At 72.3% G+C, this 25841-nt stretch carries 22 protein-coding genes; 15 read left to right on the forward strand and 7 right to left on the reverse strand.

What is annotated here, in order from left to right; translation table 11 throughout:
- Positions 1–27: 27 nt before the first annotated feature.
- Positions 28–531, reverse strand: a complete 504-nt coding sequence (locus ACZ501_RS19290; RefSeq protein ID WP_468796814.1) for an ATP-binding protein — start codon at positions 529–531, stop codon at positions 28–30.
- Positions 532–912: 381 nt separating this feature from the next.
- Here ACZ501_RS19290 and ACZ501_RS19295 point away from each other — a divergent pair, with 381 nt between their 5' ends.
- The 9 genes from ACZ501_RS19295 (at position 913) to ACZ501_RS19335 (ending at position 10770) form a co-directional block, all read left to right on the forward strand.
- A complete protein-coding gene (locus ACZ501_RS19295) occupies positions 913–1737 on the forward strand; it encodes a hypothetical protein (RefSeq protein WP_468796817.1) in 825 nt (274 codons plus the stop codon).
- Between the two features lie 110 nt (positions 1738–1847).
- Entirely contained in the window at positions 1848–2579 is a 732-nt protein-coding gene (locus ACZ501_RS19300) for a YcnI family copper-binding membrane protein (protein ID WP_361595524.1), read from the forward strand.
- A 79-nt stretch (positions 2580–2658) separates the two neighbouring features.
- The gene (locus ACZ501_RS19305; protein ID WP_361595527.1) at positions 2659–3312 is read left to right on the forward strand and encodes an SCO family protein; all 654 of its coding nucleotides are present in this window, start codon (positions 2659–2661) and stop codon (positions 3310–3312) included.
- Positions 3309–3830, forward strand: a complete 522-nt coding sequence (locus ACZ501_RS19310) for a copper chaperone PCu(A)C (RefSeq protein WP_468796820.1) — start codon at positions 3309–3311, stop codon at positions 3828–3830. The genes ACZ501_RS19305 and ACZ501_RS19310 overlap by 4 nt, the downstream gene beginning before the upstream one ends.
- Positions 3831–3852: 22 nt before the next feature.
- Positions 3853–5868, forward strand: coding sequence for a copper resistance CopC/CopD family protein (locus ACZ501_RS19315; protein ID WP_468796823.1), 2016 nt, complete (start codon positions 3853–3855; stop codon positions 5866–5868).
- A gap of 5 nt (positions 5869–5873) precedes the next feature.
- Positions 5874–7157, forward strand: a complete 1284-nt coding sequence (gene efeB, locus ACZ501_RS19320) for an iron uptake transporter deferrochelatase/peroxidase subunit (RefSeq protein ID WP_468796826.1) — start codon at positions 5874–5876, stop codon at positions 7155–7157.
- A 42-nt stretch (positions 7158–7199) separates the two neighbouring features.
- The gene (gene pheA, locus ACZ501_RS19325; RefSeq protein WP_361595539.1) at positions 7200–8135 is read left to right on the forward strand and encodes a prephenate dehydratase; all 936 of its coding nucleotides are present in this window, start codon (positions 7200–7202) and stop codon (positions 8133–8135) included.
- A gap of 548 nt (positions 8136–8683) precedes the next feature.
- The gene (gene serS, locus ACZ501_RS19330; RefSeq protein WP_361595542.1) at positions 8684–9961 is read left to right on the forward strand and encodes a serine--tRNA ligase; all 1278 of its coding nucleotides are present in this window, start codon (positions 8684–8686) and stop codon (positions 9959–9961) included.
- Positions 9958–10770: an HAD family hydrolase gene (locus ACZ501_RS19335; protein ID WP_468796829.1), complete on the forward strand. Its 813-nt coding sequence runs from the start codon at positions 9958–9960 to the stop codon at positions 10768–10770. Before serS ends, ACZ501_RS19335 begins: the two co-directional genes overlap by 4 nt.
- A gap of 185 nt (positions 10771–10955) precedes the next feature.
- Here the strand turns inward: ACZ501_RS19335 and ACZ501_RS19340 are convergent, their stop codons facing one another.
- The 5 genes from ACZ501_RS19340 to ACZ501_RS19360 all read right to left on the reverse strand — a co-directional run bounded on the left by ACZ501_RS19340 (position 10956) and on the right by ACZ501_RS19360 (position 15222).
- Positions 10956–11627 (reverse strand): rhomboid-like protein, encoded by a 672-nt coding sequence (locus ACZ501_RS19340; protein ID WP_361595548.1) that lies wholly within the window; start codon positions 11625–11627, stop codon positions 10956–10958.
- A gap of 86 nt (positions 11628–11713) precedes the next feature.
- A complete protein-coding gene (locus ACZ501_RS19345; RefSeq protein ID WP_361595551.1) occupies positions 11714–12433 on the reverse strand; it encodes an ABC transporter permease in 720 nt (239 codons plus the stop codon).
- Between the two features lie 14 nt (positions 12434–12447).
- Positions 12448–13359: an ABC transporter ATP-binding protein gene (locus tag ACZ501_RS19350; RefSeq protein ID WP_361595554.1), complete on the reverse strand. Its 912-nt coding sequence runs from the start codon at positions 13357–13359 to the stop codon at positions 12448–12450.
- On the reverse strand, positions 13356–14243 hold the full coding sequence (locus ACZ501_RS19355) for an ABC transporter permease (RefSeq protein WP_468796832.1): 888 nt from the start codon (positions 14241–14243) through the stop codon (positions 13356–13358). Before ACZ501_RS19355 ends, ACZ501_RS19350 begins: the two co-directional genes overlap by 4 nt.
- Positions 14233–15222, reverse strand: a complete 990-nt coding sequence (locus tag ACZ501_RS19360) for an ABC transporter ATP-binding protein (protein WP_361595560.1) — start codon at positions 15220–15222, stop codon at positions 14233–14235. The genes ACZ501_RS19355 and ACZ501_RS19360 overlap by 11 nt, the downstream gene beginning before the upstream one ends.
- A 217-nt stretch (positions 15223–15439) precedes the next feature.
- Here ACZ501_RS19360 and ACZ501_RS19365 point away from each other — a divergent pair, with 217 nt between their 5' ends.
- From ACZ501_RS19365 to ACZ501_RS19375, 3 genes are all read left to right on the forward strand, one after another.
- On the forward strand, positions 15440–16309 hold the full coding sequence (locus ACZ501_RS19365; RefSeq protein ID WP_361595563.1) for a M24 family metallopeptidase: 870 nt from the start codon (positions 15440–15442) through the stop codon (positions 16307–16309).
- A gap of 5 nt (positions 16310–16314) precedes the next feature.
- Positions 16315–18087, forward strand: a complete 1773-nt coding sequence (locus ACZ501_RS19370) for an SDR family oxidoreductase (protein ID WP_468797310.1) — start codon at positions 16315–16317, stop codon at positions 18085–18087.
- A gap of 171 nt (positions 18088–18258) precedes the next feature.
- On the forward strand, positions 18259–19173 hold the full coding sequence (locus tag ACZ501_RS19375; RefSeq protein WP_468796835.1) for a MerR family transcriptional regulator: 915 nt from the start codon (positions 18259–18261) through the stop codon (positions 19171–19173).
- Between the two features lie 115 nt (positions 19174–19288).
- On the opposite strand, the gene ACZ501_RS19380 is transcribed toward ACZ501_RS19375, so the two are convergent.
- Positions 19289–20074, reverse strand: a complete 786-nt coding sequence (locus ACZ501_RS19380; protein ID WP_361595569.1) for an aquaporin — start codon at positions 20072–20074, stop codon at positions 19289–19291.
- Positions 20075–20207: 133 nt separating this feature from the next.
- On the opposite strand from ACZ501_RS19380, the gene ACZ501_RS19385 reads away from it, so the two are divergent.
- From ACZ501_RS19385 to ACZ501_RS19395, 3 genes are all read left to right on the forward strand, one after another.
- Positions 20208–20747, forward strand: a complete 540-nt coding sequence (locus tag ACZ501_RS19385) for an RNA 2'-phosphotransferase (RefSeq protein ID WP_468796838.1) — start codon at positions 20208–20210, stop codon at positions 20745–20747.
- 142 nt (positions 20748–20889) lie between these two features.
- Positions 20890–22794 carry an HSP90 family protein gene (locus tag ACZ501_RS19390; protein WP_468796841.1) on the forward strand — a complete coding sequence of 635 codons (1905 nt, stop codon included), beginning with the start codon at positions 20890–20892 and terminating at the stop codon, positions 22792–22794.
- Positions 22791–25817 (forward strand): tetratricopeptide repeat protein, encoded by a 3027-nt coding sequence (locus ACZ501_RS19395; protein WP_468796844.1) that lies wholly within the window; start codon positions 22791–22793, stop codon positions 25815–25817. Before ACZ501_RS19390 ends, ACZ501_RS19395 begins: the two co-directional genes overlap by 4 nt.
- The last annotated feature ends 24 nt before the right edge of the window (positions 25818–25841 follow it).

Raw genomic sequence — 25841 nt, forward strand, 5'->3', positions numbered from 1 at the left:
CGGTCGCGGTTCCCGCCCACCGTCGTCCTACGACACCTTCAGCAGCGCGTCGTCGCGCCACTTCAGCATCTTGTCGAAGCTCACCACGGCCCCTCGGCCGGGCCGGTTGCGGAAGCGGACGTGGTCGGCGAGTTCCTCGATCAGGTGCAGTCCCCGGCCGTGTTCGGCCAGGCAGGAGCCGGAGGGTCTGCGGCGGGCCACCGTCGAGGGCGGGAATCCCGGGCCCGAATCGGTCACCTCGATGCGGCAGCGGTCCCCGTCCAGATATGCCGTGACGTGGTACGCCTCGGTGCCTGCGTCTCTGCCTTCGCCGCCGCGTTCGCCGGGTCCTTCGCCGGAGGCGGCGCCCGGGCAGCCACCGCGGCCGCCGTGCTCGACCGCGTTCGCGCAGGCCTCGCTCAGCGCGACCGACAGGTCGTAGCAGATGTCCGGGTCCACCCCCGCGGTCTCCATCGTCCCCAGCAGCAGCCGCCGGGCGAGCGGCACGCTCGCGGCTTCGCGCCTCAAGTGGACAGACCACCAGATGCTCATACGGATACCTATTGCCGCCCGCACCGAGCCGTAAGCCCCTGGCGGCCGGCACAGCCCTCATTCGGCCGACGCGCAGTTCCCGGGCGGCGGTGTATGCGGCGCCGCGAGGCCCGTCCGGGGCGCCCGCCGAGCCCGGCCCGGCACCGGCGGCGGAGGGTCACCACGGGTCGGCGCGATCTCGGGAACCCGTCAACCCGAGCGCACCGCCGGAGGGCGGCCGGCCGGTGGGGCACGCACCGCCGGAGGGCGGCCGGCACCCGAGCGCGGCTGACCGCGGGCTGATCCGGGACGGACCGGACACCGATCGCAGACCGGAACCCAAGGGTCCCTCCAGCACCTGCCGTAGGCAGGGCCCGGGCGCAGTGCGATGATGACCCGGCCATGACTGCCACCCACACGACACGCGCCGGAGCCGGTCTCCGGATGACCCGGGCCGCGGTGTTCACCGCGGTCTGTGTCGTGCTGTCCGCGGCCGGCCACGCGGTGGCCTCCTGCGCGACCGTGCCGTGGTGGGCCCTGGCCCTGGCCTTCGCCGCCGTGTTCGCGGTCGCGGCCCCGCTCGCCGGGCGCAGGCGCCCGCCGGCCGGGATCGCCGCCGGGCTCGCCGCCGGACAGCTCGGGCTGCACACGCTGTTCGGCCTCGGCCAGCACGGCGCCGCGACGTCCCAGGCTCCGGTGACGGGTTCCTCCGACGCCTCGCTCGCGGCGCTCGCCGCCCAGCTGGTCTGCGGCGGCAATGCCGTGCCGCTGAGTGCGGCCGACGCCCGGCAGATCCTGGAGGCGGCCGGACTGGACCCGGCCGCGGTGGCCGCCCAGGCCGCCGCGCAGGCGCACATGGCCCACGCCCACGTGGCGGGCGGCACCGCCGCACCGGCGGTCGGCCTGTTCAGCCCGGCCATGATGATCGGCCACCTGCTGGCCGCGCTTGCGGCCGGCTGGCTGCTGGGCCGGGGTGACGCCGCCCTGTTCCGGCTCGTCGAGCTGTCCCGGCTCCCGCTCCGCGCGGAAGCCGACCCCATACGTCCGCTGCGCGCCGCGCTGGCCTTCGTACGGGCCCTCGCGGCCGGACTCCCCGGCGCGCCCGCCCGCGGCCCCCGGGCCGGCTGGAGCGCTGCCGCACCGGCCGTCTCCACCGGCCGGGACGCACTGCTGCACACCGTGATCCGGCGCGGGCCGCCGGCGGCCGCGCTCGTCCTCGCAGCCTGACGCGGCACCCCGCTCCCCGGAACACCCGGCGGTGGCACCGGTGCCGCGACCTCCGCGCGCGCCCGTGCGCGGAGCCACCGTCACCCCTGCTTCCGTGGAGTGTTCCCGCCATGAAGACCTCTCGCGTCTCCTTCACCGCCGCCCTCGCCGCCGGTGCCGTCCTCGCCCTGTCCGGCACCGCCTTCGCGCACGTCAGCGTGCAGCCCGGCGAGGCCACCAAGGGCGGCTACGCGACGCTCAACTTCAAGGTCCCCAACGAGCGCGACAACGCCTCGACCACCCAGCTCGAGGTCAACTTCCCGGTCGACCAGCCGCTCACGTCCGTCATGCCGCAGGAACTCCCCGGCTGGACGTCCACCGTCGAGAAGACCAAGCTCGACAAGCCGCTGACCGTGCACGGGAAGCAGATCAACGAGGTCGTCACGAAGGTCACCTGGACCGGCGGCAAGATCGAGCCCGGCAAGTTCCAGCAGTTCCCGGTCTCCGTCGGCAAGCTTCCCGAGAACGCCGACAAGATGGTGTTCAAGGCGATCCAGACGTACGACAACAACGAGGTCGTCCGCTGGATCGAGGAGCCCAAGGAAGGCGCCGCGGAGCCGCAGACGCCGGCGCCCGTGCTGAAGCTGACCGCCGCCAAGGCCGCGGACGACCACCACGACACGGCCGCCAAGCCGGCTGCCGACGGGAGCAAGAACCCCGGCGAGGGCAACGGCGAGGGCGGACACGACGAGGCCGCCAAGAGCGGCTCCGACACGACCGCGCGCACCCTCGGCATCGTGGGCATCGTCGTCGGCCTCGCCGGCGTCGCCTTCGGCATCGCCTCGCGGCGCCGCGCCTCCTGAGGCGTCGGGGCCCCGGCCCCCTCGCCCCGCGGTCGTACCACGACATCCGCACCATCCCCGACCCCAGGGACGATTTCCCATGCGCACCACACGTGTGACGGTCGCCGCCCTCGCGGTGGCGACCGCGCTCGCCCTCACCGCCTGCGGCGGCGGGACCGAGAAGAACACCGGTTCGGTCACCCAGATCACCGGCCAGAAGAAGGCCGGAACCGCGACCGTCCTCGACCGCCCCTTCGACAAGCCGGAGCTCGTCCTCACGGACACCACCGGCAAGCCGTGGAACCTGCGCGAGCAGACCAAGGGACGGCCGACGCTCATCTACTTCGGCTACACCAACTGCCCCGACGTGTGCCCCCTGACGATGAGCAACATCGCCGTCGCCAAGAAGGCGCTCCCCAAGGGGGAGCAGGACAAGCTCCAGGTCGTCTTCGTCACGACCGACCCCGAGCGGGACACCCCCGACTCCCTCGGCGCGTGGCTCAGGGCCCAGGACCCGTCCTTCACCGGACTGACCGGGGACTTCGCCACCATCCAGGCCGCCGCCCGATCTCTCGGCATCGGTATCGAGGCCCCCAAGAAGGAGGCCGACGGCACCGTCGTCTCCATGCACGGGGCCCAGGTCATCGCGTTCTCGCCCAAGACCGACGAGGGCTACGTCCTCTACGGCGAGGGCACGACCGTCGACGACTACACCAAGGACCTGCCGAAGATCATCAAGGGGGAGAACCCGTGAACGCCCGCACCATCCGCACCATCGCCGCCGCCCTCTCCCTGACGGCAGCCCTGGCCATATCCGGCTGCTCCTCAGGCCAGGACGACGGCTCCGGGTCCCCGGCCGGCGCGGGAGCCTCGGCTGCCCCGGAGGCCGCCCAAGGCGGCATGACGGTCAGTGGAGCCTTCATGCCCGAACCGGTCAACGACAAGATGGCCGGCGCTTTCATGGTCATCAAGAACGGCTCGAAGACCGCCGACAAGCTGGTCTCCGCCGGCAGCCCGCTCTCGGACGACCTGCAGATCCACGAGACCAAGGACCAGAAGATGCAGCAGGTCCAGTCGATGGACGTGCCCGCGGGCGGCGAGCTGCGGCTGGAGCGCGGCGGCAACCACATCATGTTCATGGGGCTCAAGAACCAGCCGAAGGTCGGCGACAAGATCACCATCGAGCTGCGGTTCGAGAAGGCCGGCCCTGTCAAGGTCGAGCTGGACGTCAAGGAACGGACGTACACCGCGCAGAACTCCACTTCCCACTGACGGACCGAGGAACTGACACGCCATGACGGCCACCGCCCCCGCTCCTCCTTCCGCCCGCGCCCGCACGGCGGCACTCCTGCCGCGGCTGGCACTGGTTCTCGCAGCCCTGCTGGCGGCCCTGTTCACCGCGGCCGCCCCGGCCACGGCGCACGCGGCACTCACGGCGAGCGACCCCCAGGACGGGGCGGTGGTCGCCACGGCGCCCGCCCAGGTCACCCTCTCCTTCTCGGAGCAGGTCGCCATGGGCGACGATTCCATCCGCGTCATGGACCCCCAGGGCAAGCGCGTCGACACCGGCGAGCTGCGGGACATGTGCAGCGGATCGACCATCCGCTACGGCACGGCCCTGCACCCGGGCCTGCCCGACGGCACGTACACGGTCGCCTGGCAGGCCGTCTCCGCCGACAGCCACCCGATCTCCGGGGCCTTCACCTTCTCCGTCGGCGCCCCTTCGGCGACCAGCGTCGCCCTCCCCGCGCAGCAGGTCGGCGGCGGGCCCGTCGGCATCGCGTACGGCATCGCCCGCTACGCGGCCTACGCCGGGTTCACCGTCCTGGTCGGCGGCGCCGCCTTCATCCTGCTGTGCTGGCGCCGCGGCTCGGCGGAGCGGCCGCTGCAGAAGCTGGTGGTGCGCGGCTGGGTCACCCTCACCGCCGCCACCCTGGCGATGCTGGTGCTGCGCACCCCGTACACCGGCTCGGGGAAGTTCACCGACGCCTTCGACCTCGACGGGCTCAAGGCCGTCCTGGAGACCAAGACCGGCGCCTCCTTCCTCTCCCGGCTGCTGCTGCTGGGCGCGGCCGCGCTCTTCATCGCCGTGCTCTTCGGTGCCTACGCCCGCCGGCAGAAGGCCTCCGGAGCGGAGGCGGACACCCTCGGGGAGGACGGCGCCGAGGAGAACAAGGAGACGAGCGACCTCGCCTTCGGACTGGGCATCGGCGGCACGGTCGTGGCCGGCGGCATCGCCGCCACCTGGGCCCTGTCCGAGCACGCCTCCACCGGCATCCAGCCCGGGATCGCGATGCCGGCCGACATCCTGCACCTGCTGGCCATGGCCACCTGGCTCGGCGGGCTCACCGCACTGCTGGTCGCCCTGCACAAGGTGGCGGACATCGAGCGGGAAGCCGTCCGGCGCTTCTCCCGCGTCGCCTTCGTCAGCGTCCTGGTCCTCGCCGTCACGGGCGTCTACCAGTCCTGGCGCCAGGTCGGCAGCTGGTCCGCCCTCACGGGCACCAGCTACGGCAGGCTGCTGCTGATCAAGGTCGCGCTCGTCGCGGTCCTCGTCGGCATCGCCTACCTGTCGCGGAGGTGGACCTCCCGGCTCGGGGAGGTCCGGACCGGGGAGCCGGCCGCGGTGCCCGCCGGACGCGATGTTTCACGTGAAACAACGACCGGAAGTGCCGTCCCCTCAGCCACCGACGCCGCCGGCGCCAGCGCCGACCCGCACGCCGAGCCCGTCGACCCGAAGCGTGCCGCCCAGCTCGCCCGCCAGCGGGCGGCCCGCGAGAAGGCCCGGGAGACGCGCGTCCGCGACGCCGATCCGGGCCGCGCCGGCCTGCGCCGCTCCGTACTCGCCGAGGCGGGTGTGGCGGTCGTACTCCTGGCCGTCACCACCGTCCTGACCAGTACTGAACCCGGGCGCGCCGTCGAACGGGAGACCGGCCGGGGCGGAGCATCCGCCCCCGCCGTACCCAACCGCCCCGTCAAGATCACCCTGCCCTTCGACACCGGCGGCCAGAACGGCAAGGGCAACGTCCGGCTGGAGCTCGACCCGGGCCGGGTCGGCGCCAACACGCTCCACCTGTGGGCCGACGGTCCCGATGGCACACCCCTCGACCTCCCCGAGGTCAAGATCGCCTTCACCCTCCCGGCCAAGGAGATCGGCCCGCTGCCGCTCGCCCCGGACCGGGCGGCTCCCGGACACTGGACCGCGTCCGGGGTCCAGCTGCCGCTCGCGGGCGAATGGCGCATCGACGTGACCGTACGCACCTCCGACATCGACCAGACGACCGTCCAGAAGAACGTGAAGATCGGCTGAACAGCGTGACCGACAGCACCGGGAGCAATCCCGACATCGAGATCTCCCGGCGCCGGCTGCTGGGCACCGTAGGCGCCGCGGGCGCCGCCGGGCTCGCGCTCGGCGCCACCGGCGGCGCCCTCGTGCGGTCAGCGGTCTCCGACTCCCCGGCCGGCTCCCCCGGAGCCGCCGGGTCCCTCGCCTCGCTCGGCGCCACCCAGGTCGCCTTCCACGGCGAGCGCCAGGCCGGAATCACCACCCCGCTCCAGGCCAAGGGCCACGTCCTCGCCTTCGACCTGGCGCCGGGCGCCGGGCGCACGGAGGCCGCCGCGCTGCTGCGCCGCTGGTCCGACACCGCCCGGCGGCTCATGGCGGGCGAGACCGCCCCGACCGCCGACAGCGGGATCGCCCTGGACGCGGGACCGTCCTCGCTCACCCTCACCTTCGGTTTCGGCCACTCCTTCTTCGAGCGCACCGGCCTCACCGCCCGGCGCCCGGTGGCCCTCGACCCGCTGCCGGACTTCTCCTCGGACCGGCTCGACCCCCAGCGCAGCAACGGCGACCTGTGGGTCCAGATCGGCGCCGACGACGCACTGGTCGCCTTCCACGCCCTGCGCGCCGTGCAGAAGGACGCCGGGGAGGCCGCCCGGGTGCGCTGGCAGATGAACGGCTTCAACCGGTCCCCCGGCGCCACGGCCTCTCCCATGACCGCACGCAATCTGATGGGCCAGGTCGACGGCACGGGGAACCCGAAGCCCAAGGACCCCGACTTCGACAAGCGGATCTTCGTGCCGGGCGCCGGACCCGGACCGGCCGAGCACTCCTGGATGGGCGGGGGCTCGTACGCCGTCGTACGGCGGATCCGGATGCTGCTCGACGACTGGGACAAGCAGTCCCTCGCCCAGCAGGAGCAGGTCATCGGCCGGACCAAGGCCACCGGAGCTCCGCTGACCGGCGGCGACGAGAAGACCCCGCTCGCCCTGGACAAGCTCGGCGCCGACGGCAAGCCGGTCATCCCGTCCAACGCCCACGCCCGGATCTCCGCCCCCGCGCAGAACGGCGGGGCCGCGATGCTCCGGCGGCCCTTCTCGTACCACGACGGGATCGGCCCCGACGGCACTCCCGACGCCGGGCTCCTCTTCATCTGCTGGCAGGCCGACCCGCTGCGCGGGTTCGTCCCGGTCCAGCGCAAGCTCGACCGCGGTGACGCCCTGTCGGAGTTCATCCGGCACGAGTCCAGCGGGCTGTACGCCGTCCCGCCCGGGCCGCGCGAGGGGGAGTACGTCGGACAGCGGCTGCTCGAAGGGTGAACAGCGCCGCATCGGCGGGTGGCACGGCATTAGGCTGACCGCATGTCGGCCACCCGCTTCACGTATCTCGGTCCCGAGGGCACTTTCACCGAAGCCGCCCTGCGCACCCTGCCGGAAGCCGCCACCCGGGAGCTGGTCCCGATGGTGTCGGTGCCGGCCGCCCTGGACGCCGTGCGCAACGGCGAGGCCGCGGCGGCGCTGGTGCCGATCGAGAACTCGGTGGAGGGCGGGGTCACCGCCACCCTGGACGAGCTGGCCTCCGGTGAGCCGCTCATGATCTACCGCGAGGTGCTGCTGCCCATCGCGTTCGCGCTGCTCGTGCGGCCGGGGACCAAGCTGTCGGACGTCAAGACCGTCACGGGACACCCCGTCGCCCAGCCCCAGGTGCGCAACTGGCTGCGTACGCACCTGCCCGATGCCGTGTGGGAGTCGGCGGCCTCCAATGCCGACGGTGCCCGGCTGGTGCAGGAGGGCCGGTTCGACGCGGCCTTCGCGGGTGAGTTCGCCGCCGCCACCTACGGGCTGGAGGCGCTGGTCACCGAGATCCACGACGCGCAGAACGCCGAGACCCGCTTCGTGCTCGTCGGGCGGCCCGCCCGGCCGGCCGCGCCCACCGGCGCCGACAAGACCTCCGTCGTGCTGTGGCTCGGCGACGACCACCCCGGCGCCCTGCTGGAACTCCTCCAGGAGTTCGCCGTTCGCGGGGTGAACCTGATGCTGATCCAGTCCCGTCCGACCGGGGAGGGGATCGGCAACTACTGCTTCGCGGTCGACGCCGAGGGCCACATCTCCGACCGCCGCGTCAGCGAGGCCCTGATGGGGCTGCGGCGCACGTGCCCGCAGGTCCGCTTCCTCGGCTCCTACCCGCGTGCCGGCGTCGCGCTGAGTGAGGTGCGCGCCGCACGGCCGGGAACCTCCGACGCCGACTTCACCGAGGCCTCCGACTGGCTGGCGCGCTGCCTCGACGGCCGGGCGTAGCCCTCCCTTCCCTGTCCACAGAGTTATCCACAGGCTGGGATGGGAACCTGGGGACAAGTCGACAGAGCGGCCCGACAAGGTCGACATATCGGCCCGCCGCCCCAGGTTTCGTGCTGGGGAGCGGAAGGTGAACGGCGTCACCCCTGTATCACCGATCAACTCTTTGGAGCGAGCCATTCCCACCCGAATGAGTGTGTGAGGGCGGTTTGAACCCTGATCGGCCCAGACCGCTCCTCGATCCCTATTGATCTCATTCGATGTCCACAGACCGGGCACACAGCCTGTGGATAAATGCGGCCCCTCGTGGAATCCTGTGGACAAGAGCCGGTCTCCGAGCCTGCTCAGAGCGGCCGCGTCGCGTCGCCCCGTATCCCCTTTCGGGGAATGGGGCCGGTTTATCAACCGGTCACAGTGGCCGGATACAGCCGCCTGGCGCAACCCGGGTCAAGCCCTCGGCCCGCCCATTGCTTTCCCCTCAATTAGGACATAGTGACACGCAGCGTGATATCGGTGTGATCCCAGGAAGCCCCGCCCGGTAGCCTGGAGGGGTGATTGACCTTCGGCTGCTCCGTGAAGACCCTGACCGTGTCCGCGCCTCGCAGCGCGCCCGTGGAGAGGACGTCGATCTCGTCGACGCACTGCTCTCCGCCGACGAGCGCCGCAGGTCCTCCGGCATGCGCTTCGACGAACTGCGCAATGAGCAGAAGTCGCTCGGCAAGCTCATTCCCAAGGCCTCTCCGGAGGAGCGGGCGGAACTGCTGGGCAAGGCCGAGCAGCTCAAGCAGGACGTCAGGGCCGCAGAAGCCGAACAGAACGAGGCGGACGAAGCTGCCAAGCAGCTCCTGCTGAAGCTCGGGAACATCGTCCACGAGGACGTCCCCGTCGGCGGCGAGGAGGACTTCACCGTCCTCGAGACCCACGGCACGATCCGCGACTTCGGTGCCGAGGGCTTCCAGCCCAAGGACCACCTGGAGCTCGGCGAGTCCCTGGGCGCCATCGACGTCGAGCGCGGCGCCAAGGTGTCGGGCTCGCGCTTCTACTACCTCACCGGTGTCGGCGCCCTGCTCGAACTCGCCCTGGTGAACGCGGCGATCGCGCAGGCCACCGAGGCGGGCTTCATTCCGATGCTGACCCCCGCGCTGGTCCGCCCGCGCGCCATGGAGGGCACCGGTTTCCTCGGCCAGGCCGCGGAGAACGTCTACCACCTGGAAAAGGACGACTACTACCTGGTCGGCACGTCCGAGGTCCCGCTCGCCGCGTACCACATGGACGAGATCATCGACGCCGACAAGCTGCCCCTGCGGTACGCCGGCTTCTCCCCTTGCTTCCGGCGCGAGGCCGGTACGTACGGCAAGGACACCCGCGGCATCTTCCGCGTCCACCAGTTCGACAAGGTCGAGATGTTCTCCTACGTCGCGCCCGAGGACGCCGAGGCCGAGCACAAGCGCCTCCTGGAGTGGGAGAAGCAGTGGCTCACCAGCCTGGAGCTGCCGTTCCAGGTGATCGACGTCGCGACCGGCGACCTGGGCTCCTCCGCCTCCCGCAAGTTCGACTGCGAGGCCTGGATCCCGACCCAGGGCAAGTACCGCGAGCTGACCTCCGCCTCGAACTGTGACGGCTTCCAGGCCCGCCGCCTGGCGATCCGCTACCGCGACGGCAAGAAGACCGCTCCGCTTTCCACGCTGAACGGCACGCTGTGCGCCGTCCCGCGCACCATCGTCGCGATCCTGGAGAACCACCAGCAGGCCGACGGCACCGTGCGGGTCCCCCCGGTACTGCGCCCCTACCTGGGCGGCCGCGAGGTCCTGGAGCCGATCACCAAGTGAGCCCGGCTCCCTTCCCGTACAAGCTCGTCGCGACGGACCTCGACGGCACACTGCTGCGTGACGACGGCACCGTCTCGGAGCGCACCCGCGAAGCGCTCGCCGCGGTCACCGCGGCGGGCGCGGCGCACATCGTCGTCACCGGCCGTGCCGTGCCCTGGACCCGGCACGTGCTGGACGACCTCGGCTACCAGGGGATCGCCGTGTGCGGGCAGGGCGCCCAGGTCTATGACGCGGGGGCGCACCGGCTGCTGACCTCGGTGACGCTGGACCGGCAGCTCGCCGGCCTGGCGCTGTCGAAGCTGGAGGCCGAGGTGGGTCCGCTGGCGCTGGCCGCCAGCCGGGACGGGGTGGCGGGCGAGGTCCTGTTCGGACCGGGCTACCAGGTGCAGGAGGGCCTGCCGGCGCTCTACCTGGAGGACACCGCCGAGGTCTGGACGGCCCCGCTGAACAAGCTGTACATCCAGCACCCGGGCATGGGTGACGACGAGCTCGTCAAGGCCGGCCGGGAGGTCGTGGGCAGCCTGGTCGACATCGTCATGGCCGGCCCCGGAATAGTGGAGATCCTTCCGCTGGGCCTGAGCAAGGCCACCGGCCTGTCGCTCGCCGCACGGCGGCTGAAGGCCAAGGCCGCAGAGACGATCGCCTTTGGTGACATGCCCAACGACATCCCCATGTTCGGCTGGGCCGCGCACGGTGTCGCCATGGCCAACGCGCACGCGGAGCTGAAGGCCGTGGCCGACGAGGTGACGACCTCCAACCAGGAGGACGGCATCGCGGTGGTGCTGGAGCGCCTGCTGGGCACCCTGTAGCAACGGGGATGCGGTTCCTCCGGGGATGCGCCCCGGGGCCGGACGTACGAGAGGTCCGGGACGGCCCGCGCCGCAAGGCGCGCTCGAAGTGGCCGTCCCGGACCTTTTGTTACTCCCCGCACCACTCACTGTGCCCCGGCCGCACGTGCCGTACCAGCGAATTTCCGCCGGTCGGCCACCGTGCATCAGGGTCGTGTTTCACGTGAAACATGGGCCGCCGGCCGGTGCCCGTGCGCATCCGCGTGCTGGGTCAGCGGCCAGGCGAGGAGCCCGACGGCCAGGGAGATGGCGTGGCCGAGGTCGGTGAAGGTTCCGCCCGTGAAGAGGGGAAGACCGAAGAAGGCGACCGCCCCGACGAGGTAGAACCATCTCCAGGGGCTGCGGAGCCGGTAGGTCAGCACACCGACCGCGGCCGCGAGTCCGTAGCTGACGCCGATGTCCACGACATGGGTCATGCTGTGTGGCGCCCGGTGGTCCTCGATGGCCATCAGGAGGACCTTCTGGCTGACGAGGGTGGCGACGACATGGGCGGTCGCGACGATCAGGAGCCAGCGCAGGGTGCCGAGCCAGCGCTCCACGGGTGCGTGGAAGAGCTCGAAGAGCACGGCGTAGAGGGGGAGTGAGGCCGGGTTCTCGATCCAGAAGGCGCTGCTGAGCAGAGCCCGTACGGGGTACTTCACCAGCTGGTGGATGTTGCTGCTGCTGCGGTGGAGCAGCAGGTGGTCCAGCCGGTCGGGGGCGATCGCCACGACGAGGCTGGTGACGGCGACGATCAGAAGCCATATGTGCGTGCCGGGCGAGGAGCGTATCCAGGACCTCAGGGGCCTGGACGGCTCGGGCTCGGGAAGCACGTCCATGCACCGATGATGCCGGGCGAACCTGTGCCCCGCCCGGCCGGTGGGCCGGGCGGGGCACGAGCGCCGGCATACGGCCGGCGGCGGTCCTACTCCTCGCCGGCGAGGGTGAGGCGGCGCAGCTTCTGGCCCGCGTAGACGGTGGCGCCGATGGTGACCGCGAGGAGCAGGGCCACCGCGGTGGGCAGGCCCACGGTGGCGTCGACGTACCCCTGTCCGGCGACCTTCTCGGCCAGGGCCAGGGCCCACTGCTGGACGCTGAGCGTCTTGGCTCCGGAGACCAGGCTGCCGAAGAGGGACTCCCAGATCAGGGCGTAGACGAGGCCGAAGACGACCGCGTGCCGGCTGACCGTGCCCAGCAGCAGGAACAGCGCGCTGTAGGCGATGGAGGCGACGAGGGCGGCGACGGTGTAGGCGACGGCGATCTGCTGGCCGTTGCCGTTGAGGATGAAGCCCGCGATCAGGGTGGGGATGGCGGAGAAGGCCATCGTGACCGCGATGGCGACGATCAGCTTGGTCATGATGATCGTCGGGCGCTTCACCGGCTTGGAGAGCAGGTAGACGATCGAGCCGTCGTCGATCTCGGGACCGATGGCACCGGTGCCGGCGATGACGCCGATCAGCGGGACCATCGTCGCGAGGGCGAAGCCGCCGAGGAGGTCAGCCGCCACCTTGTCGTCCACGCCGGTGAAGAAGCGGACGGCCAGGGCGATGACGATGAGCAGCGCGGGGAGCGCGAAGAGGATCAGCGCGCGGCGCCGGCCGAGCAGGGCCCGGTAGGTGAGCCGGGCGACGGTGGGGTTGTACATGGGTGCCAGCTCCTTCAGGCCGCGACGAGGTAGGAGAAGACCGACTCGAGGGACTCGTCGGAGGGCGAGACCGTGAGCAGCCGGATGCCGTGCGCGCGGGCGACGCGCGGCAGCAGCTCGGTGAAGCGCCCGAAGTCGACGGCCTGGATGCGCAGCGCGCCTTCCTGGAGGTCGACCTCGATGCCGGCCGTGGACGGGTCGGCGATCAGGGCCGCGGCGAGGGCCCGGTCGTCGGAGGAGCGGACGAGGTAGCGGTGCGGGCGGTCCGTCATCAGGCGGCGGATCTTGCGGAAGTCGCCGGATGCGGCGTGCCGGCCGGCGACGACCACCTCGATGTGGGAGGCGAGCTGCTCGACCTCCTCCAGGATGTGGGAGGAGAACAGGACGGTGCGGCCCTCGTCGCCCATCCGCCGCAGCAGGTCCATGAGCTGCATCCGCTGGCGCGGGTCCATGCCGTTGAAGGGCTCGTCCAGGAGGAGCACGGAGGGGTCGTGGACGAGCGCGGAGGCCATCTTCACGCGCTGGCGCATGCCCTTGGAGTACGTGGAGATCTTGCGGTCCTGGGCGTACTCCATCTCGACGGTGGCCAGGGCCCGCTGGGCCGCCGCGTCGTCGAGACCGTGCAGTTCGGCGTTGGCGACGACGAACTCGCGGCCGGTGAGGAAGTCGTACATCGCCTCGCGTTCGGGTACGACGCCGATCTGCTCGTAGACCCGCTCGTTGCGCCAGATCGGCGTCCCGTCGAGGGTGACCGTGCCCGTGGAGGGGGCGAGGAAGCCGCCCATCATGTTGATGAGGGTCGACTTGCCCGCTCCGTTGGGGCCGAGAAGTCCGGTGACGCCGGGACCGATGCGCATGGTCACGTCGTTGACGGCGACGACGTTCCCGAACCAGCGGGAGGTGTGGTCGATGTCGATGAGGGTCACAGCCCGGCCTTCCGGTAGCGGGACATCAGGGCGCCGTAGGAGCCGACGATGAGGCCGAGTACGACGAGCAGGTAGACGACGCCGGTGGCGGCGGAGGGGCCCTCGCCGCCGGGGAAGGCCGAGGTGCCGCCAAGGAAGGCGGTCTGCACTCCGTCGATCAGGCTGATCGGGGAGAACAGGCCCATCCACTCGATGGCCCCGGTGTTCCCGGTGGAGTAGGCGACGGCCTGGAGCGTGGAGACCGCCCCGTACGGGATGAGCAGCAGGGCGATGACGGCCGCCACGCCGAACCCGCGGCGCGGGGTGAGGGCGGCCATGACCAGGCCGAGGCCCGCGAACAGCAGCGACAGCAGCAGTACCGACACCAGACCCTGCCCGAATCCCTTCGTCTGGTCACCGAAGTCGAACTTCGCCAGCAGCGAGCCGATCCACATGATCAGCAGCGGGGTGGCGGTGAGGATGAAGAGGGCCGAGGCCATGGCGGCGTACTTGGCCACGACGTAGTCGACGCGCTCGATGGGCCGCGAGAAGTACAGCGGCACCGTCTTGAAGCGCAGGTCCCGCGAGACCGACTGCGGTGCCTGGGAGGCGAGGTAGAGGCCGATGACCACCTGCGTGGTCAGGGCGTACGTCGTGTACTTGATCGGCAGGTCACTGGAGCCGGGTACGGCGATGGCCACCGCGACGATGATCAGCGCGGGGATGCACATCACCGCGAAGAGGATCATCGGCAGCACCTTGGACTTGGCGGAGCGGCCGAGCCCGTACGCGCCCCGCAGGGACTGCGAGAACAGCGAGGTACGGGCGTACGCACGGCCGAGCCGGGGTCCGTCGTAGGACCGGTAGCCGATGTTGTGGATCTGGGTGGAGGTCTCAGGCGCCATCGGAGCCGGCTCCCTTCTGGTGGGCGGTGGGCGCGGGCCGGCCGCTGTCGCGGAAGACCTCGGCGATGTGGTGGCGGCGCTGTTCCATGCGGACCAGGCCGAGGCCGAGGTCCGCGACGGTGTCGCGGACGGTGTCGTACGTGTCCTCGCCCTTGGCCTCCACGAGGAGGATGTGGCCCGCGCCGGGCAGGCCCTGCTCCTCACCCGCGTGGAGGCTGATGCCCGCAGCGGTGAGCGCCTCGCGCAGGGCCGCGGTGCCGTCCGGGTACGCGTCGGAGTCGGTGACCTCGACGGCGAGGGTGGTCGTGGTCTGGGTGAACTCGCTGGTGGAGCTGGAGCGCAGCAGCTTGCCGCCGTCGACGACCACCACGTGGTCGCAGGTCCGCTCCAGCTCGCCGAGGAGGTGGGAGGTGACCAGGACCGAGATGCCGAAGTCGGTGTGGACCCGGCGGATCAGGCCGAGCATCTCGTCGCGGCCGACCGGGTCGAGACCGTTCGTCGGCTCGTCGAGGAGGACCAGCTGCGGGTCGTGGACCAGTGCCTGGGCGAGCTTGACCCGCTGCTTCATGCCGGTGGAGTAGCCGCCGATGGGGCGGTAGCGCTCCTCGTACAGCCCGACGTGGCGCAGCGTGTCGGCGGTCCGCTCGCGGGCGGCGGTCGGCGGGAGCCCGGACATGCGCGCCATGTGGACGACGAACTCGGTGGCCGAGACGTCGGGGGGCAGGCAGTCGTGTTCGGGCATGTAGCCGACCCGCTCACGGATGGCACTGCCATGCGTGGCGACGTCGAGTCCGAGCACGGCGGCACGGCCCTCTGTGGCGGGGGACAGTCCCAGCAGGATCTTGATCAGCGTGGACTTGCCGGCTCCGTTGGCGCCCACGAGTCCGGTCACGCCGGGCCCGATGTCCAGGGAGAGCCGGTCGAGGGCGGTCACTCGGGGGTACCGCTTGCTCAGGCTTTCGGTCGCGATGACAGTCACGGCTTCGACGTTAGTGGCGCGGGGGCCGAGGATCGTCAGACCTGGAGCGGGACCGCGTATCCGCCTTGAGGACTACGAACGCTGCCGCAAGGCTGATGCCCACGGAGTTTTCCACAGGTCCGTGCAGGCCCCTTGACGCCGACTCCGGTCATTGTCACATTCATCAGTGTCAGGTTTCGGCGTGAGGTCTACACGGCTACAGGGACGGACGGCTGGCATGACTGGGGACACCAAGCAGCGCACCGCGCACGACTCCGGGCAGCTCTCCGCCGGGCTGCGCGGCTTCCGGGAGGTGCAGCGGCTCGCGTACGAGTGCGCGGAGACCGTGGCGGCGCAGCTGCGCCCGGGTGTCACCGAGCGCGAGGCGGCCCGGATGCAGCGCGAGTGGCTGCGCGAGCGCGGGGTGCGGGACTGGTTCCACCTGCCCTTCGCCTGGTTCGGGGACCGGACCGCCTTCGCGAACTTCAAGATCCCCCTCCAGTTCTTCCCGACCTCGCGGCGGCTGGAGCCGGGGATGCCGTTCATCCTCGACATGGCACCGGTGTACCGGGGCTACGCGGCCGACATCGGCTATTCCGGGAGCCTGGGTCTCAACCCCGTGCAGGACCGGCTGATGTCCGATCTGCGCCCGCATCGGGAGCTGATCCTGGAGCAGGTGCGCGAGCGCCGCCCGCTGCGGGAGGTCTACGAGAACGTCGAGCGCCTGATGACCCGCCAGGGGTACGCCAACCGGCACCGGGCCTACCCCTTCGGCGTCATCGCGCACAAGATAGACCGGGTCAAGGAGCGCCGCTGGTCCCCGACCGCGTTCGGCTTCGGCACCCAGTCCCTCAAGGGGCTGGCCTCCGACGCGCTGCGCGGGCACCGGGAGGGCTGGTCGCCGCTGTGGAGCCCGTACCACTTCTCCGACCACCCGCCGCAGCCCGGCCTGTGGGCGGTGGAGCCGCACCTGGGCTTCCGGGGCACCGGCGCGAAGTTCGAGGAGATCCTGGTCGTCACCGACTCCCGGGATCCCGTCGAGAGCGCGTTCTGGCTGGACGACGACCTGCCGCACGTGCGGCGCTGGGCTGAGGAGAAGGCGGCATGAGCGGGATGAGCGGGACGGCACCGGAGGGTGCGCGCGAGCGCCGCGTGCGCACCGGCGGGATCGAGCTGTGCGTCGCCGAGCTGGGGGAGACGGACCGCCCGACCGTGGTGCTGGTGCACGGCTACCCGGACAGCAAGGAGGTCTGGTCGGCGGTCGCCGAGCGGCTGGCGGCCCGCTTCCACGTGGTGCTGTACGACGTACGCGGCCACGGGCGCTCCTCCGCTCCCGTACCGCTGCGCGGGGGCTTCACCCTGGAGAAGCTGACCGACGACTTCCTGGCCGTGGCGGACGCCGTGAGTCCGGACCGTCCGGTGCACCTGGTGGGCCACGACTGGGGTTCCGTCCAGGGCTGGGAGTTCGCCACGGTCGCCCGTACCGAGGGCCGGATCGCCTCCTTCACCTCCATCTCGGGGCCCTCCCTCGATCACTTCGGGCACTGGATCAAGCAGCGGATGGCGCGGCCCACCCCGCGGCGGGCCGCCCAGCTGCTGGGCCAGGGCTCCAAGTCCTGGTACGTCGGCATGCTGCACACGCCGGTGCTGCCGGAGCTCGCCTGGCGCGGGCCGCTCGGCAAGCGCTGGCCCAAAATCCTCGAGCGGTTGGAGGGCATCCCGGCCGGCCCGTACCCGACGGCCTCGCTGTCCTCCGACGCGGCGCACGGCGCCTGGCTCTACCGTGACAACGTACGGGCCCGGATGAGGCGTCCCCGCACCGACGCGTACGCGCACGTACCGGTGCAGCTGATCGTGCCGACCGGGGACGCGTTCCTCTCCGAGCGGCTCTACGACGGCCTGGAGCGCTGGGCTCCGGACCTGGTGCGCCGGACCCTGCCCGCGAAGCACTGGATCCCCAGGACCCGGCCGGACCAGGTGGCGGCGTGGATCACCGACTTCGTCACGGCCCGGGAGGAGCCTGCCTCCCGGGCGCCGGAGCAGCGGGCACCGGGCAGGTACGCGGACCGGTTCGGCGGTCAGCTGGTGCTGGTCACCGGCGCCGCCAGCGGGATCGGGCGGGCCACGGCGTTCGCGTTCGCCGAGGCCGGGGCCCGGGTCGTGGCCGTGGACCGGGACGGCGAGGGTGCGGCCCGCACGGCCGAGATGGCACGGCTCGTCGGCGCCCCGCAGGCCTGGGGCGAGTGCGTCGACGTCAGTGACGAGCAGGCGATGGAGAAGCTCGCGGTGAAGGTCGCCGCCGAGTACGGGGTCGTCGACGTGCTGGTCAACAACGCGGGGATCGGCCTGTCCGGCCCCTTCCTGGAGACCGGCTCCGAGGACTGGAAGAAGGTCCTGGACGTCAACCTGTGGGGGGTCATCCACGGCTGCCGGATCTTCGGGCGGCAGATGGCGGAGCGCGGGCAGGGCGGCCACATCGTCAACACCGCCTCCGCCGCCGCCTACCTCCCGTCCAGGACGCTGCCCGCGTACAGCACCTCCAAGGCCGCGGTCCTCATGCTGAGCGAGTGCCTGCGCGCGGAGCTCGCCTCCGAGTCGATCGGGGTCTCGGCGATCTGTCCGGGCATCGTGAACACCAACATCACCGCCACCTCCCGGTTCGCCGGGGTGGACCCGGCCGAGGAGAAGCGCCGCCAGGAGCGCTCCTCGCGGCTGTACGGACTGCGCAACTTCCCCCCGGAGAAGGTCGCGGACGCGGTCCTGCTGGCCGTGGTGAAGAACCGGGCCGTGGTGCCGGTGACCCCCGAGTCCAAGGCCGCCCTGTGGATGTCCCGTTTCGCGCCGAACACCCTGCGGCGCCTCGCGAAGCTGGAGCCCCGGCTGTGAGCCCGGCCGGCGGCCCGCCCGGCACGGCCATACCCCCCTCCTCCCCGCGGTCGTACCATCCCTCGCAGGAGGGCTCGCTGCGCAAGGCGGTCGAGTACCCGGCGGCGCCTCCTGCCGCCCGGACCGCGGCGGGCGCGGCCGGCCGGGCCGCCATGTCGTAGGGAGCCGGGATTGTCCGATCAGGCGGTAGCCGAGTACCGGATCGAGGATCTGGCCCACCACAGCGGGGCCACGGTGCGCACGATCCGGGCGTACCAGGACCGCGGCCTGCTGCCGAAGCCCGAGCGCCGGGGCCGGTCCAACGTCTACCGGGACACGCATCTGGCGCGGCTGCGGCAGATCGCCGACCTGCTGGACCGCGGCTACACCCTCGCCTCCATCAAGGAGCTGCTGGAGGCCTGGGACGCGGGGCGCGGGCTGGGCGGCGTACTGGGCCTGGTCGCGGAGGTGCACGGGCCCTGGACCGACGAGGAGGCCGACCGGATCAGCCGGGAGGAGCTCAACGCCCGGTTCGGCGGCCTGCCCGACGACGACGCGGTGGACGAGGCGTGCGAGCTGGGGGTGCTGGAGCGGATCCCGGGGCGCCCGGACGAGTTCCTCGTGCCCTCGCCGCAGGAGCTGGCGGTCGCGGCCGAGCTGTACGCGGCCGGGGTGCCGCTGATGGCGATCACCGGGCACCTGCGCGAGCTGCGGGGGCAGGTGGAGCACATCGCCTCGCGCTTCCTGGAGTTCACCACCGAGCACGTCTTCGCCCGCTACCTCGGCCCGGTCCCCCCGACGGACGCGGACGCGGCCGAGGCGGCGACGATGGTGCGCCGGCTGCGGCCCCTGGCCCAGCAGACGGTGGACGCCGAGCTGGCGCGGGCGATGCGGCTGTTCGCGACCCGGCACCTCCAGCGGCACCTGGGTGCCGGCGGCGGGGCGCAGCCGGCGGGGTCGGCCCCGGTGACCCTGCCGGCCGGGACGGTACGGGCGGTGCAGGAACTGGTGGGGCCGGAGCACGTGGCGGAGTTCGTCCGGGCCGCGACGGAGCGGGAGCTCCAGGCCCGGACGATGAATGAGCTGGCGAGCAGGGGCGGCCGGTAATGCTCGATCGGTAGTCCACAGGGGGTCCCCGGGGCGAATCGCTCAGATGGCGCTGAAACCCGCCTAAAGGGCTGTGGACAACTGCCGTCCGCCTGTGGGCAACACGTGCGGGATCTCAGACGATGACCTCGAACCCGCCAGGCGTGCGGGTCATATCGGCCACCTCGGTGTCCGGCTTCCCGTCCCCCGGAAGGGACAGCGGCTCCCCGTGGCCGTGGCGGTCACGGCCGTAGAGGAGCGTGGCCAGGGCGAGTCCGAGGACGCCGCCGAGGAGCTGCGCCGCGACGAATCCGGGCAGCGACTGCGGTGCGATACCGGTGAAGGAGTCGCTGAAGGCGCGTCCGACGGTGCCCGCGGGATTGGCGAAGGACCCGGAGGAGGTGAACCAGATGGCGGCGGCGATGTACGCGGCGACCGCGGCCGGGATCAGCCTCGGCCGGCCGATGCGGCCGAGCCCCTGGATGACCAGGACCAGCCCGGCGGTGGCGATGATCTCGCCGATCAGCAGGTGGCCCCCGTCGCGGACCTGGGTGGAGAAGGTTCCCGGGGTGCGTCCGAACATCGTCTCCGCCAAGACGGCGCCGCCGATGGCACCGGTGGTCTGGGCGGCGGCGTAGGCGAAGGCCTCCCGTGCGTCGAGGCCCTCGCCTCCGGTACGCCGCGCCCACCAGGCGGTGAGGGTGACGACCGGGTTGAGGTGGGCGCCCGAGAGGGGGCCGAACAGGGTGATGATCAGGCCGAGGCCGATCGCGGAGGCGAACGAGTTGGCGACGAGGGCGACACCGGTGTCGCGGCTGAGGTTCGCGGCCTGGATGCCCGAGCCGATCACCACCACGAGCAGGCCTGCGGTGCCGATGAGCTCGGCCGCCGCACGCCGAAGCAGTGAGGCCTTATGTGTCATGGTTTCTCCCGCGGGATAAGTCACGTAGCGGAAAATGTATTCCGTATCTTGGAAAGATGATAGAGGCGGTCCAGCCCTGTCCCGGCACGGAAAATCACTGCCCGCGGGCCGTCCGAGCGGCCAAGCTGGGGACATGGATGACCGACGCACCGTGAAGGTGTCCAAGTACGTCTCGAAACACCTGCGGCATCAGCCGGAACGGATCGGACTGGTGCTCGACCCCGGGGGCTGGGTGGAGATCGACGATCTCCTGAGAGCCGCCGCGGAACACGGGTTCCCCTTCAGCAGGGCCGAACTCGACCACGTGGTCGCCGCCAACGACAAGCAGCGCTTCGCCGTCGACGGCACCCGGATCCGGGCCAGCCAGGGACACACCGTCGCGGTCGACCTGGGCCTGCCGGAGGCCGAACCGCCCGCGTACCTCTACCACGGCACCGTCGCCGCCGCCCTGGACGCGATCCGCGCCGAGGGGCTGCGCCCGATGGCCCGCCACCACGTGCACCTGTCGCCCGACCGCGAGACGGCGACCCGCGTCGGCGCGCGCAGAGGGCGCCCGGTGGTCCTGGCCGTGGACGCCGGGGCGATGCGGGCCGCCGGGCACGTGTTCCGGGTCAGCGCCAACGGAGTGTGGCTGGCGGACTCCGTACCGCCGGAATTCCTCCGCTTCCGGTAGCGCGCGGGCGCCTGCCGGGCGAGGCGGAATTCACGGCGTGATTGTCGGATCATCCACCTACTCTGTTCCTCGTTCCGGGATCAGTGAGGGGGGTACCTCGCGATCGCCGACCGACCCACGCGAGCAAGCGAGCTGATGCCTGATGACATCCGTGTCCCCGTCCCCGTCCGACCTCCCCGCCGAATCGCCGGCCGGCGGCGCCGTCAACAACTTCCAGGTCGACCTGCGCGGCCTGGTCGACCTGCTCTCCCACCACCTCTACTCCAGCCCCCGCGTCTACGTCCGCGAGCTCCTCCAGAACGCCGTGGACGCCGTGACCGCCCGTCACGCGCACGAGCCCGGCGCGGAAGTCCGCATCCGGCTCTCCGCCTCCGCGGGGCGGGTCACCATCGAGGACTCGGGCATCGGGCTGACCGCCGCCGAGGCCCACTCCCTCCTCGCCACCATCGGCCGCAGCTCCAAGCGCGCCGGTGACGGAGAGCTGCAGGGCCTGGAGACCGCCCGCGGCCAGTTCCTGGGCCAGTTCGGCATCGGACTGCTCGCCTGCTTCGTCGTCGCCCGGCAGATCCGCGTCGTCACCCGCTCCGCCCGCGACCCCCAGGCCGCGCCCGTGGAGTGGCTGGCCACCGACGACGGCTCGTACACCGTCCGGGAACTTCCCCACAACGCCCGCCCCGAGCCCGGCACCACCGTCCACCTCGAGGCGCGCCCCGGTGCCGAGGAATGGACGGAGCCCGCACGGGTCGAGCGGCTCGCCCGCGACTACGGCTCCCTGCTGCCCCACCCGGTCACGTTCGACGAGGGCCCGGGCAGCACCCCGCGACCCGTCACCGACCGGCCCCCCGTATGGGACCGCGCGTTCCCCACCCCGGCCGCCCGGCGCGTCGCGCTCGCCGGGCACTGCGCGCAGCTCTTCGGTTTCACCCCGCTCGACAGCATCGACCTCGACCTGCCGGTGGCCGGCGTACGCGGAGTCGCGTACGTCCTGCCCGAACCGACCAGCCCCGCCCACCGGGCCGGACACCGCGTCCACCTCAAGGGCATGCTGCTGACCGACCAGGCCGACAACCTGCTGCCCGACTGGGCCTTCTTCGTCCGCGCCGTCCTCGACACCGACACCCTGCGGCCCACGGCCTCCCGCGAGAACCTCTACGACGACGAGACCCTGGCCGCCGTACGCGAAGCCCTCGGCGCCCGCATACGGGCCTGGCTCGCCGAACTCGCCGCGAGCGAACCCGACCGGCTGGCCGCCTTCCTGAGCGTCCACCACCTCGGTGTGAAGTCCCTCGCCCGGCACGACGCCGAACTGCTCGGCCTGATGCTGCCGTGGCTGCCGTTCGAGACCAGCGACGGATCGATGAGCCTGGAGGAGTTCACGGCCGCCCACACCGAGATCCACTTCACGCGCACCGTCGAGGAGTTCCGCCAGATCGCGCCGATCGCGGCGGCCCACGGGCTCGGCATCGTCAACGCCGGCTACACCTACGACGCCGACCTGCTGGCGCTGCTGCCTTCCGTCCGCCCCGACCTGAAGGTCACCGAGCTGGACGCCGGGGCCGTCACCGACCGCCTCGACCCGGTCCCCACCTCCGTCGAGCTGTCCCTCGCCGCCTTCCTGTCCACCGCCCGCACCCGTCTGGAACCGCAGAGCTGCGACGTGGTGCTGCGCGCCTTCCAGCCCGTCGCCGTGCCCGCGCTCTACCTCGACGACCGCCAGGCCCGCCAGGAGCGGGACCGGACCACGGCACTCGAGTCGGCCGACTCCCTGTGGAGCGGGATCCTCGGCTCGCTGCGCGGCTCCGGCCCCCGTGCCCGCCTCGTCCTGAACCACAACAACCCCCTGATCCGTCGGATCGCGGGCCTGCCCGACCCGACGCTCGCGGGCACCGCCGTCGAATCGCTCTACGGCCAGGCGCTGCTGATGTCCCAGCGACCGCTGCGCCCGGCCGATTCCGCCCTGCTCAACCGGGCCTTCCTCGGGCTCCTGGAATGGGCGACCCATTCCGTCGACACCACGACCGCCCAGTCCCAGGAGGACGAGAAGTGAGCACCCTGACGGCCGAGGAGATCCGGCGCGCCCTGCACGAGAACCACGGCCTGCCGCACGGCGCCGCGCGCAACGCCCAGGCGGAGGCGCTGACCGCCGCCGCCGAGGTCTGCGGTGACAGCGAGGTGTTCCGGCTCGCGCTGGTCAACCAGATCGACGCCTACGAGTACAGCGCCGAGCGCAGCCGCATGGTGGTCCCCTTCGCCCGCCTGCTCCAGGAGTACGACCGCGACCCGGCAGCCTTCGACGCGGGCGACGCGCACTCCCTCTTCTGGCGCTTCAAGTGGGTCTCGGGCCAGATCATCAGCTCCCCCGACGTGCCCGTCTCCTCCGTCACCGGCTACCTGGAGGACATGGAGAAGCGCTACCGGATCGCCGGGTACAGCGAGCGGGCGGTACGCCAGTCCGAGTACTTCCTCGCCGACGCCATCGGCGACGACGAGCGCGCCGAGCGGGCCATGGCCCAGTGGCGTGCGGCCGAGCGGGACGCGATGAGCGACTGCCACGCCTGCGAGACCAACTCGCAGGGCGTGTTCTGGGCGACCAAGGGCGAGCACGCCAAGGCGATCGAGGTCTGGGAGCCCGTGCTCAACGGCGAGCAGACCTGCATGGAGGAGCCGCACCGGGTGCTCGCCCGCTCGCTGGTCCCCCTGCTGCGCCTCGGCCGCACCGACGAGGCCCGCTCGCACCACCTGCGCGGCTACCGGATGGCGCGGGGCAAGGAGAGCCTGCTGCGCTCGATCGGCCAGCACATCGAGTTCTGCGCCCTCACCGGCAACGAGGCGCGCGGTGTGGAGATCCTCGCCGAACACGGTGCGCACCTGCGACCGCTCGTGGACGTCAAGACGCAGATGGACTTCTACGCCGGGGTCGCCGTCCTGCTGCGGCGGCTGGTGGAACTCGGCCACGGCGCCGATCCGACGGTGCCCTACGAGGGCTCGCCCCAGACCGTCGAGGAACTGTACGGCGTCCTGCGCGAGGAGGCCGTGGCCATCGCACGGCGGTTCGACGTCCGCAACGGCACCACCCGTGTCTCGGACCGGCTCCTGGAACGGCTCGCCCAGGCCCCGCTGGCCGACGTGCTGCCCCTGGGGGTACGCAGCGCCGCCCTCCCGCAGCCGGCCCCGGCAGCGCCGGCACCGGTCCCCGCTCCCGCGCCGGCGACTGCCGCCGGGTTCGCCGAGCTCGTCACGCGGGCCCGGACCGCCCGCGACACCGGCCACCCGGACACCGACCGGCTCTGGGAGGAGGCGGCCGTACGGGCCTCCGCGCTGCCGGAGCCGGAGCTGGACCCGCTGCTGCGCGCCGAGCTGGCCGACCACCGGGCGCTCACGGCCGCTCGGGCCGGAGCCCCCGGGGCGGCGGAACTGCTGGCGGCCGTACGCGACGGCTACCGCGCGCTGGGGCAGGCCGAACGCGCCGCCCTCGCCGAGCTGCGGCTGGCGAGCGCGGCCGCGCAGGCCGGGGCGGCGCCCGGCGAGGTCCGCAGGCTCCTGGCGGCGGGGCTGCACGCCGCGGAGGCACTGGACGCGGGGGAGCCCCTGCGGGCCCGCCGGATCGCGGTCGCGGAGCTGTCCGCGCTCCGCATGGAGCCGTACCTGCGCTCGGCGGAGGCCGCGCACGAGCACGACCACGGGCACGGAGAGGGCGACGGGCACGCGGAGGGCCACGGGCACGCGGAGGGCCACGACCACGGCCACCAGCTGCTGGCGGCCGAGCTCGCCTCCTTCGTGTCCGCCTACGGGGCGGCCCTCCCGGATCTGGCCGCCGAGGCCGAGGAGATGCTGGGCCGGCTGACGCTCTCGCGGGGTGACACCGACCGCGCCCTGGAGCTGCTGGCCGCCTCCGCGGCCCGGTCGGTCGAGGCGGGCCGGCCCTGGCAGGCGGCGGACCCGCTCGCCCTGCGGGCCGGGGTGCTGCTGTCGCTGGGGCGGCCCGAGGAGGCGGAGGAGGCGGCGCGGTCCGCCCTGGAGCACTCCGCCGAGGTGACCGACCCCGAACAGCAGGGCCTCGTACGCCTCACGCTCGCGGACGTCCTGCTGCGGCGGCGGGACGCGCAGGCGGAGGCCGCCGAGCACGCCCTCACGGCGGCGCACTGGTTCGACCAGGCGGGACTGGCCGCCGACGGCGGGGCCCAGGCCCGGTGGATGCTGGCCCAGGCCTACGCCCGGAGCGGCCGGACCGCCGACGCGGCGGAGGTGCTCCAGTCCGCGCTGCCCGACCTGCTGGAGCACGGCGACGGACAGGCGGTCTCGGCGCGGGAGTTCCTGGGCAACCTGCTCCGCGACCTGCGCGAGTCGCGGGCCGCGTCGGAGCAGTTCCTGCTGGCCGCGGAACTGGTCGAGGACTGGGAGGACCCGCGGCCCCAGGCGGGCTTCGCGCAGGCCGCCGCCGACTGCCTCTCCGACGCCGGCCTGGCCGAGGAGGCGATCGCCGCGTACCGGCGCGCTCTGGAGCTGCGCCGCCTGACCGGGGACGCGGTGGTCTCCGAGGTCCGGATCCTGCGCTCGCTGGCCTGGCTGGGGCTGCGCGAGGAGGTCACGGAGGCGACCGCGGCAGCCGCTCGGGCCCTGATGGAGGAGGCCGCCGGAGTCCTGGAGGCGGCCCTGGCGGCCGGTGACCCCGAGGAGCCGGAACTGCTCTCCGAACTGGCCCAGACCTGGCACCAGCTGGCACAGGTACTGGACCGGCTCGTGGGCTCCCTGGCGCCGGAGGACGCCGAGGACTCCCCGTCCGGGGACGCTCTGAGCCCCGCCGCCGTCGAGGCACTGCGGCTGGAGGAGATCCAGTGGTGGGAGCGGGCGGCCGAGCTGTACGCGCGGCTCGGGGCGGAGTACCTCCAGGACCGCTTCCAGTGCCTGAACAACGCCGCCTGGACCGACCACGAGCTGGGCCGGCCGGCCGAGGGCGCGGCCAGGATCTCGGCCCTGGTGGAGGAGGTCGAGTCGCTGCCCGAGGGGACGGCCCCGGAGTGGCTGCTCCCGCAGGCACGCCGGATCATCACGACCCTGCTGGCCGCCTGACCGCCCGGCCGGCCGGGGCCCCGC

This window comes from Streptomyces sp. NPDC034085, from assembly GCF_055575555.1.

Excerpts from the sequence above, each read along its gene's own strand:
- ACZ501_RS19300 (WP_361595524.1), top strand. The coding sequence starts at position 1,848 with ATGAAGACCTCTCGCGTCTCCTTCACCGCCGCCCTCGCCGCCGGTGCC.
- ACZ501_RS19315 (WP_468796823.1), top strand. The coding sequence starts at position 3,853 with ATGACGGCCACCGCCCCCGCTCCTCCTTCCGCCCGCGCCCGCACGGCG.
- ACZ501_RS19385 (WP_468796838.1), top strand. The coding sequence starts at position 20,208 with ATGGATGACCGACGCACCGTGAAGGTGTCCAAGTACGTCTCGAAACAC.
- pheA (WP_361595539.1), top strand. The coding sequence starts at position 7,200 with ATGTCGGCCACCCGCTTCACGTATCTCGGTCCCGAGGGCACTTTCACC.
- ACZ501_RS19390 (WP_468796841.1), top strand. The coding sequence starts at position 20,890 with ATGACATCCGTGTCCCCGTCCCCGTCCGACCTCCCCGCCGAATCGCCG.
- ACZ501_RS19370 (WP_468797310.1), top strand. The coding sequence starts at position 16,315 with ATGAGCGGGACGGCACCGGAGGGTGCGCGCGAGCGCCGCGTGCGCACC.
- ACZ501_RS19355 (WP_468796832.1), bottom strand. The coding sequence starts at position 14,243 with ATGGCGCCTGAGACCTCCACCCAGATCCACAACATCGGCTACCGGTCC.
- ACZ501_RS19305 (WP_361595527.1), top strand. The coding sequence starts at position 2,659 with ATGCGCACCACACGTGTGACGGTCGCCGCCCTCGCGGTGGCGACCGCG.
- ACZ501_RS19345 (WP_361595551.1), bottom strand. The coding sequence starts at position 12,433 with ATGTACAACCCCACCGTCGCCCGGCTCACCTACCGGGCCCTGCTCGGC.
- ACZ501_RS19340 (WP_361595548.1), bottom strand. The coding sequence starts at position 11,627 with ATGGACGTGCTTCCCGAGCCCGAGCCGTCCAGGCCCCTGAGGTCCTGG.
- ACZ501_RS19295 (WP_468796817.1), top strand. The coding sequence starts at position 913 with ATGACTGCCACCCACACGACACGCGCCGGAGCCGGTCTCCGGATGACC.
- ACZ501_RS19290 (WP_468796814.1), bottom strand. The coding sequence starts at position 531 with ATGAGCATCTGGTGGTCTGTCCACTTGAGGCGCGAAGCCGCGAGCGTG.
- ACZ501_RS19380 (WP_361595569.1), bottom strand. The coding sequence starts at position 20,074 with ATGACACATAAGGCCTCACTGCTTCGGCGTGCGGCGGCCGAGCTCATC.
- ACZ501_RS19365 (WP_361595563.1), top strand. The coding sequence starts at position 15,440 with ATGACTGGGGACACCAAGCAGCGCACCGCGCACGACTCCGGGCAGCTC.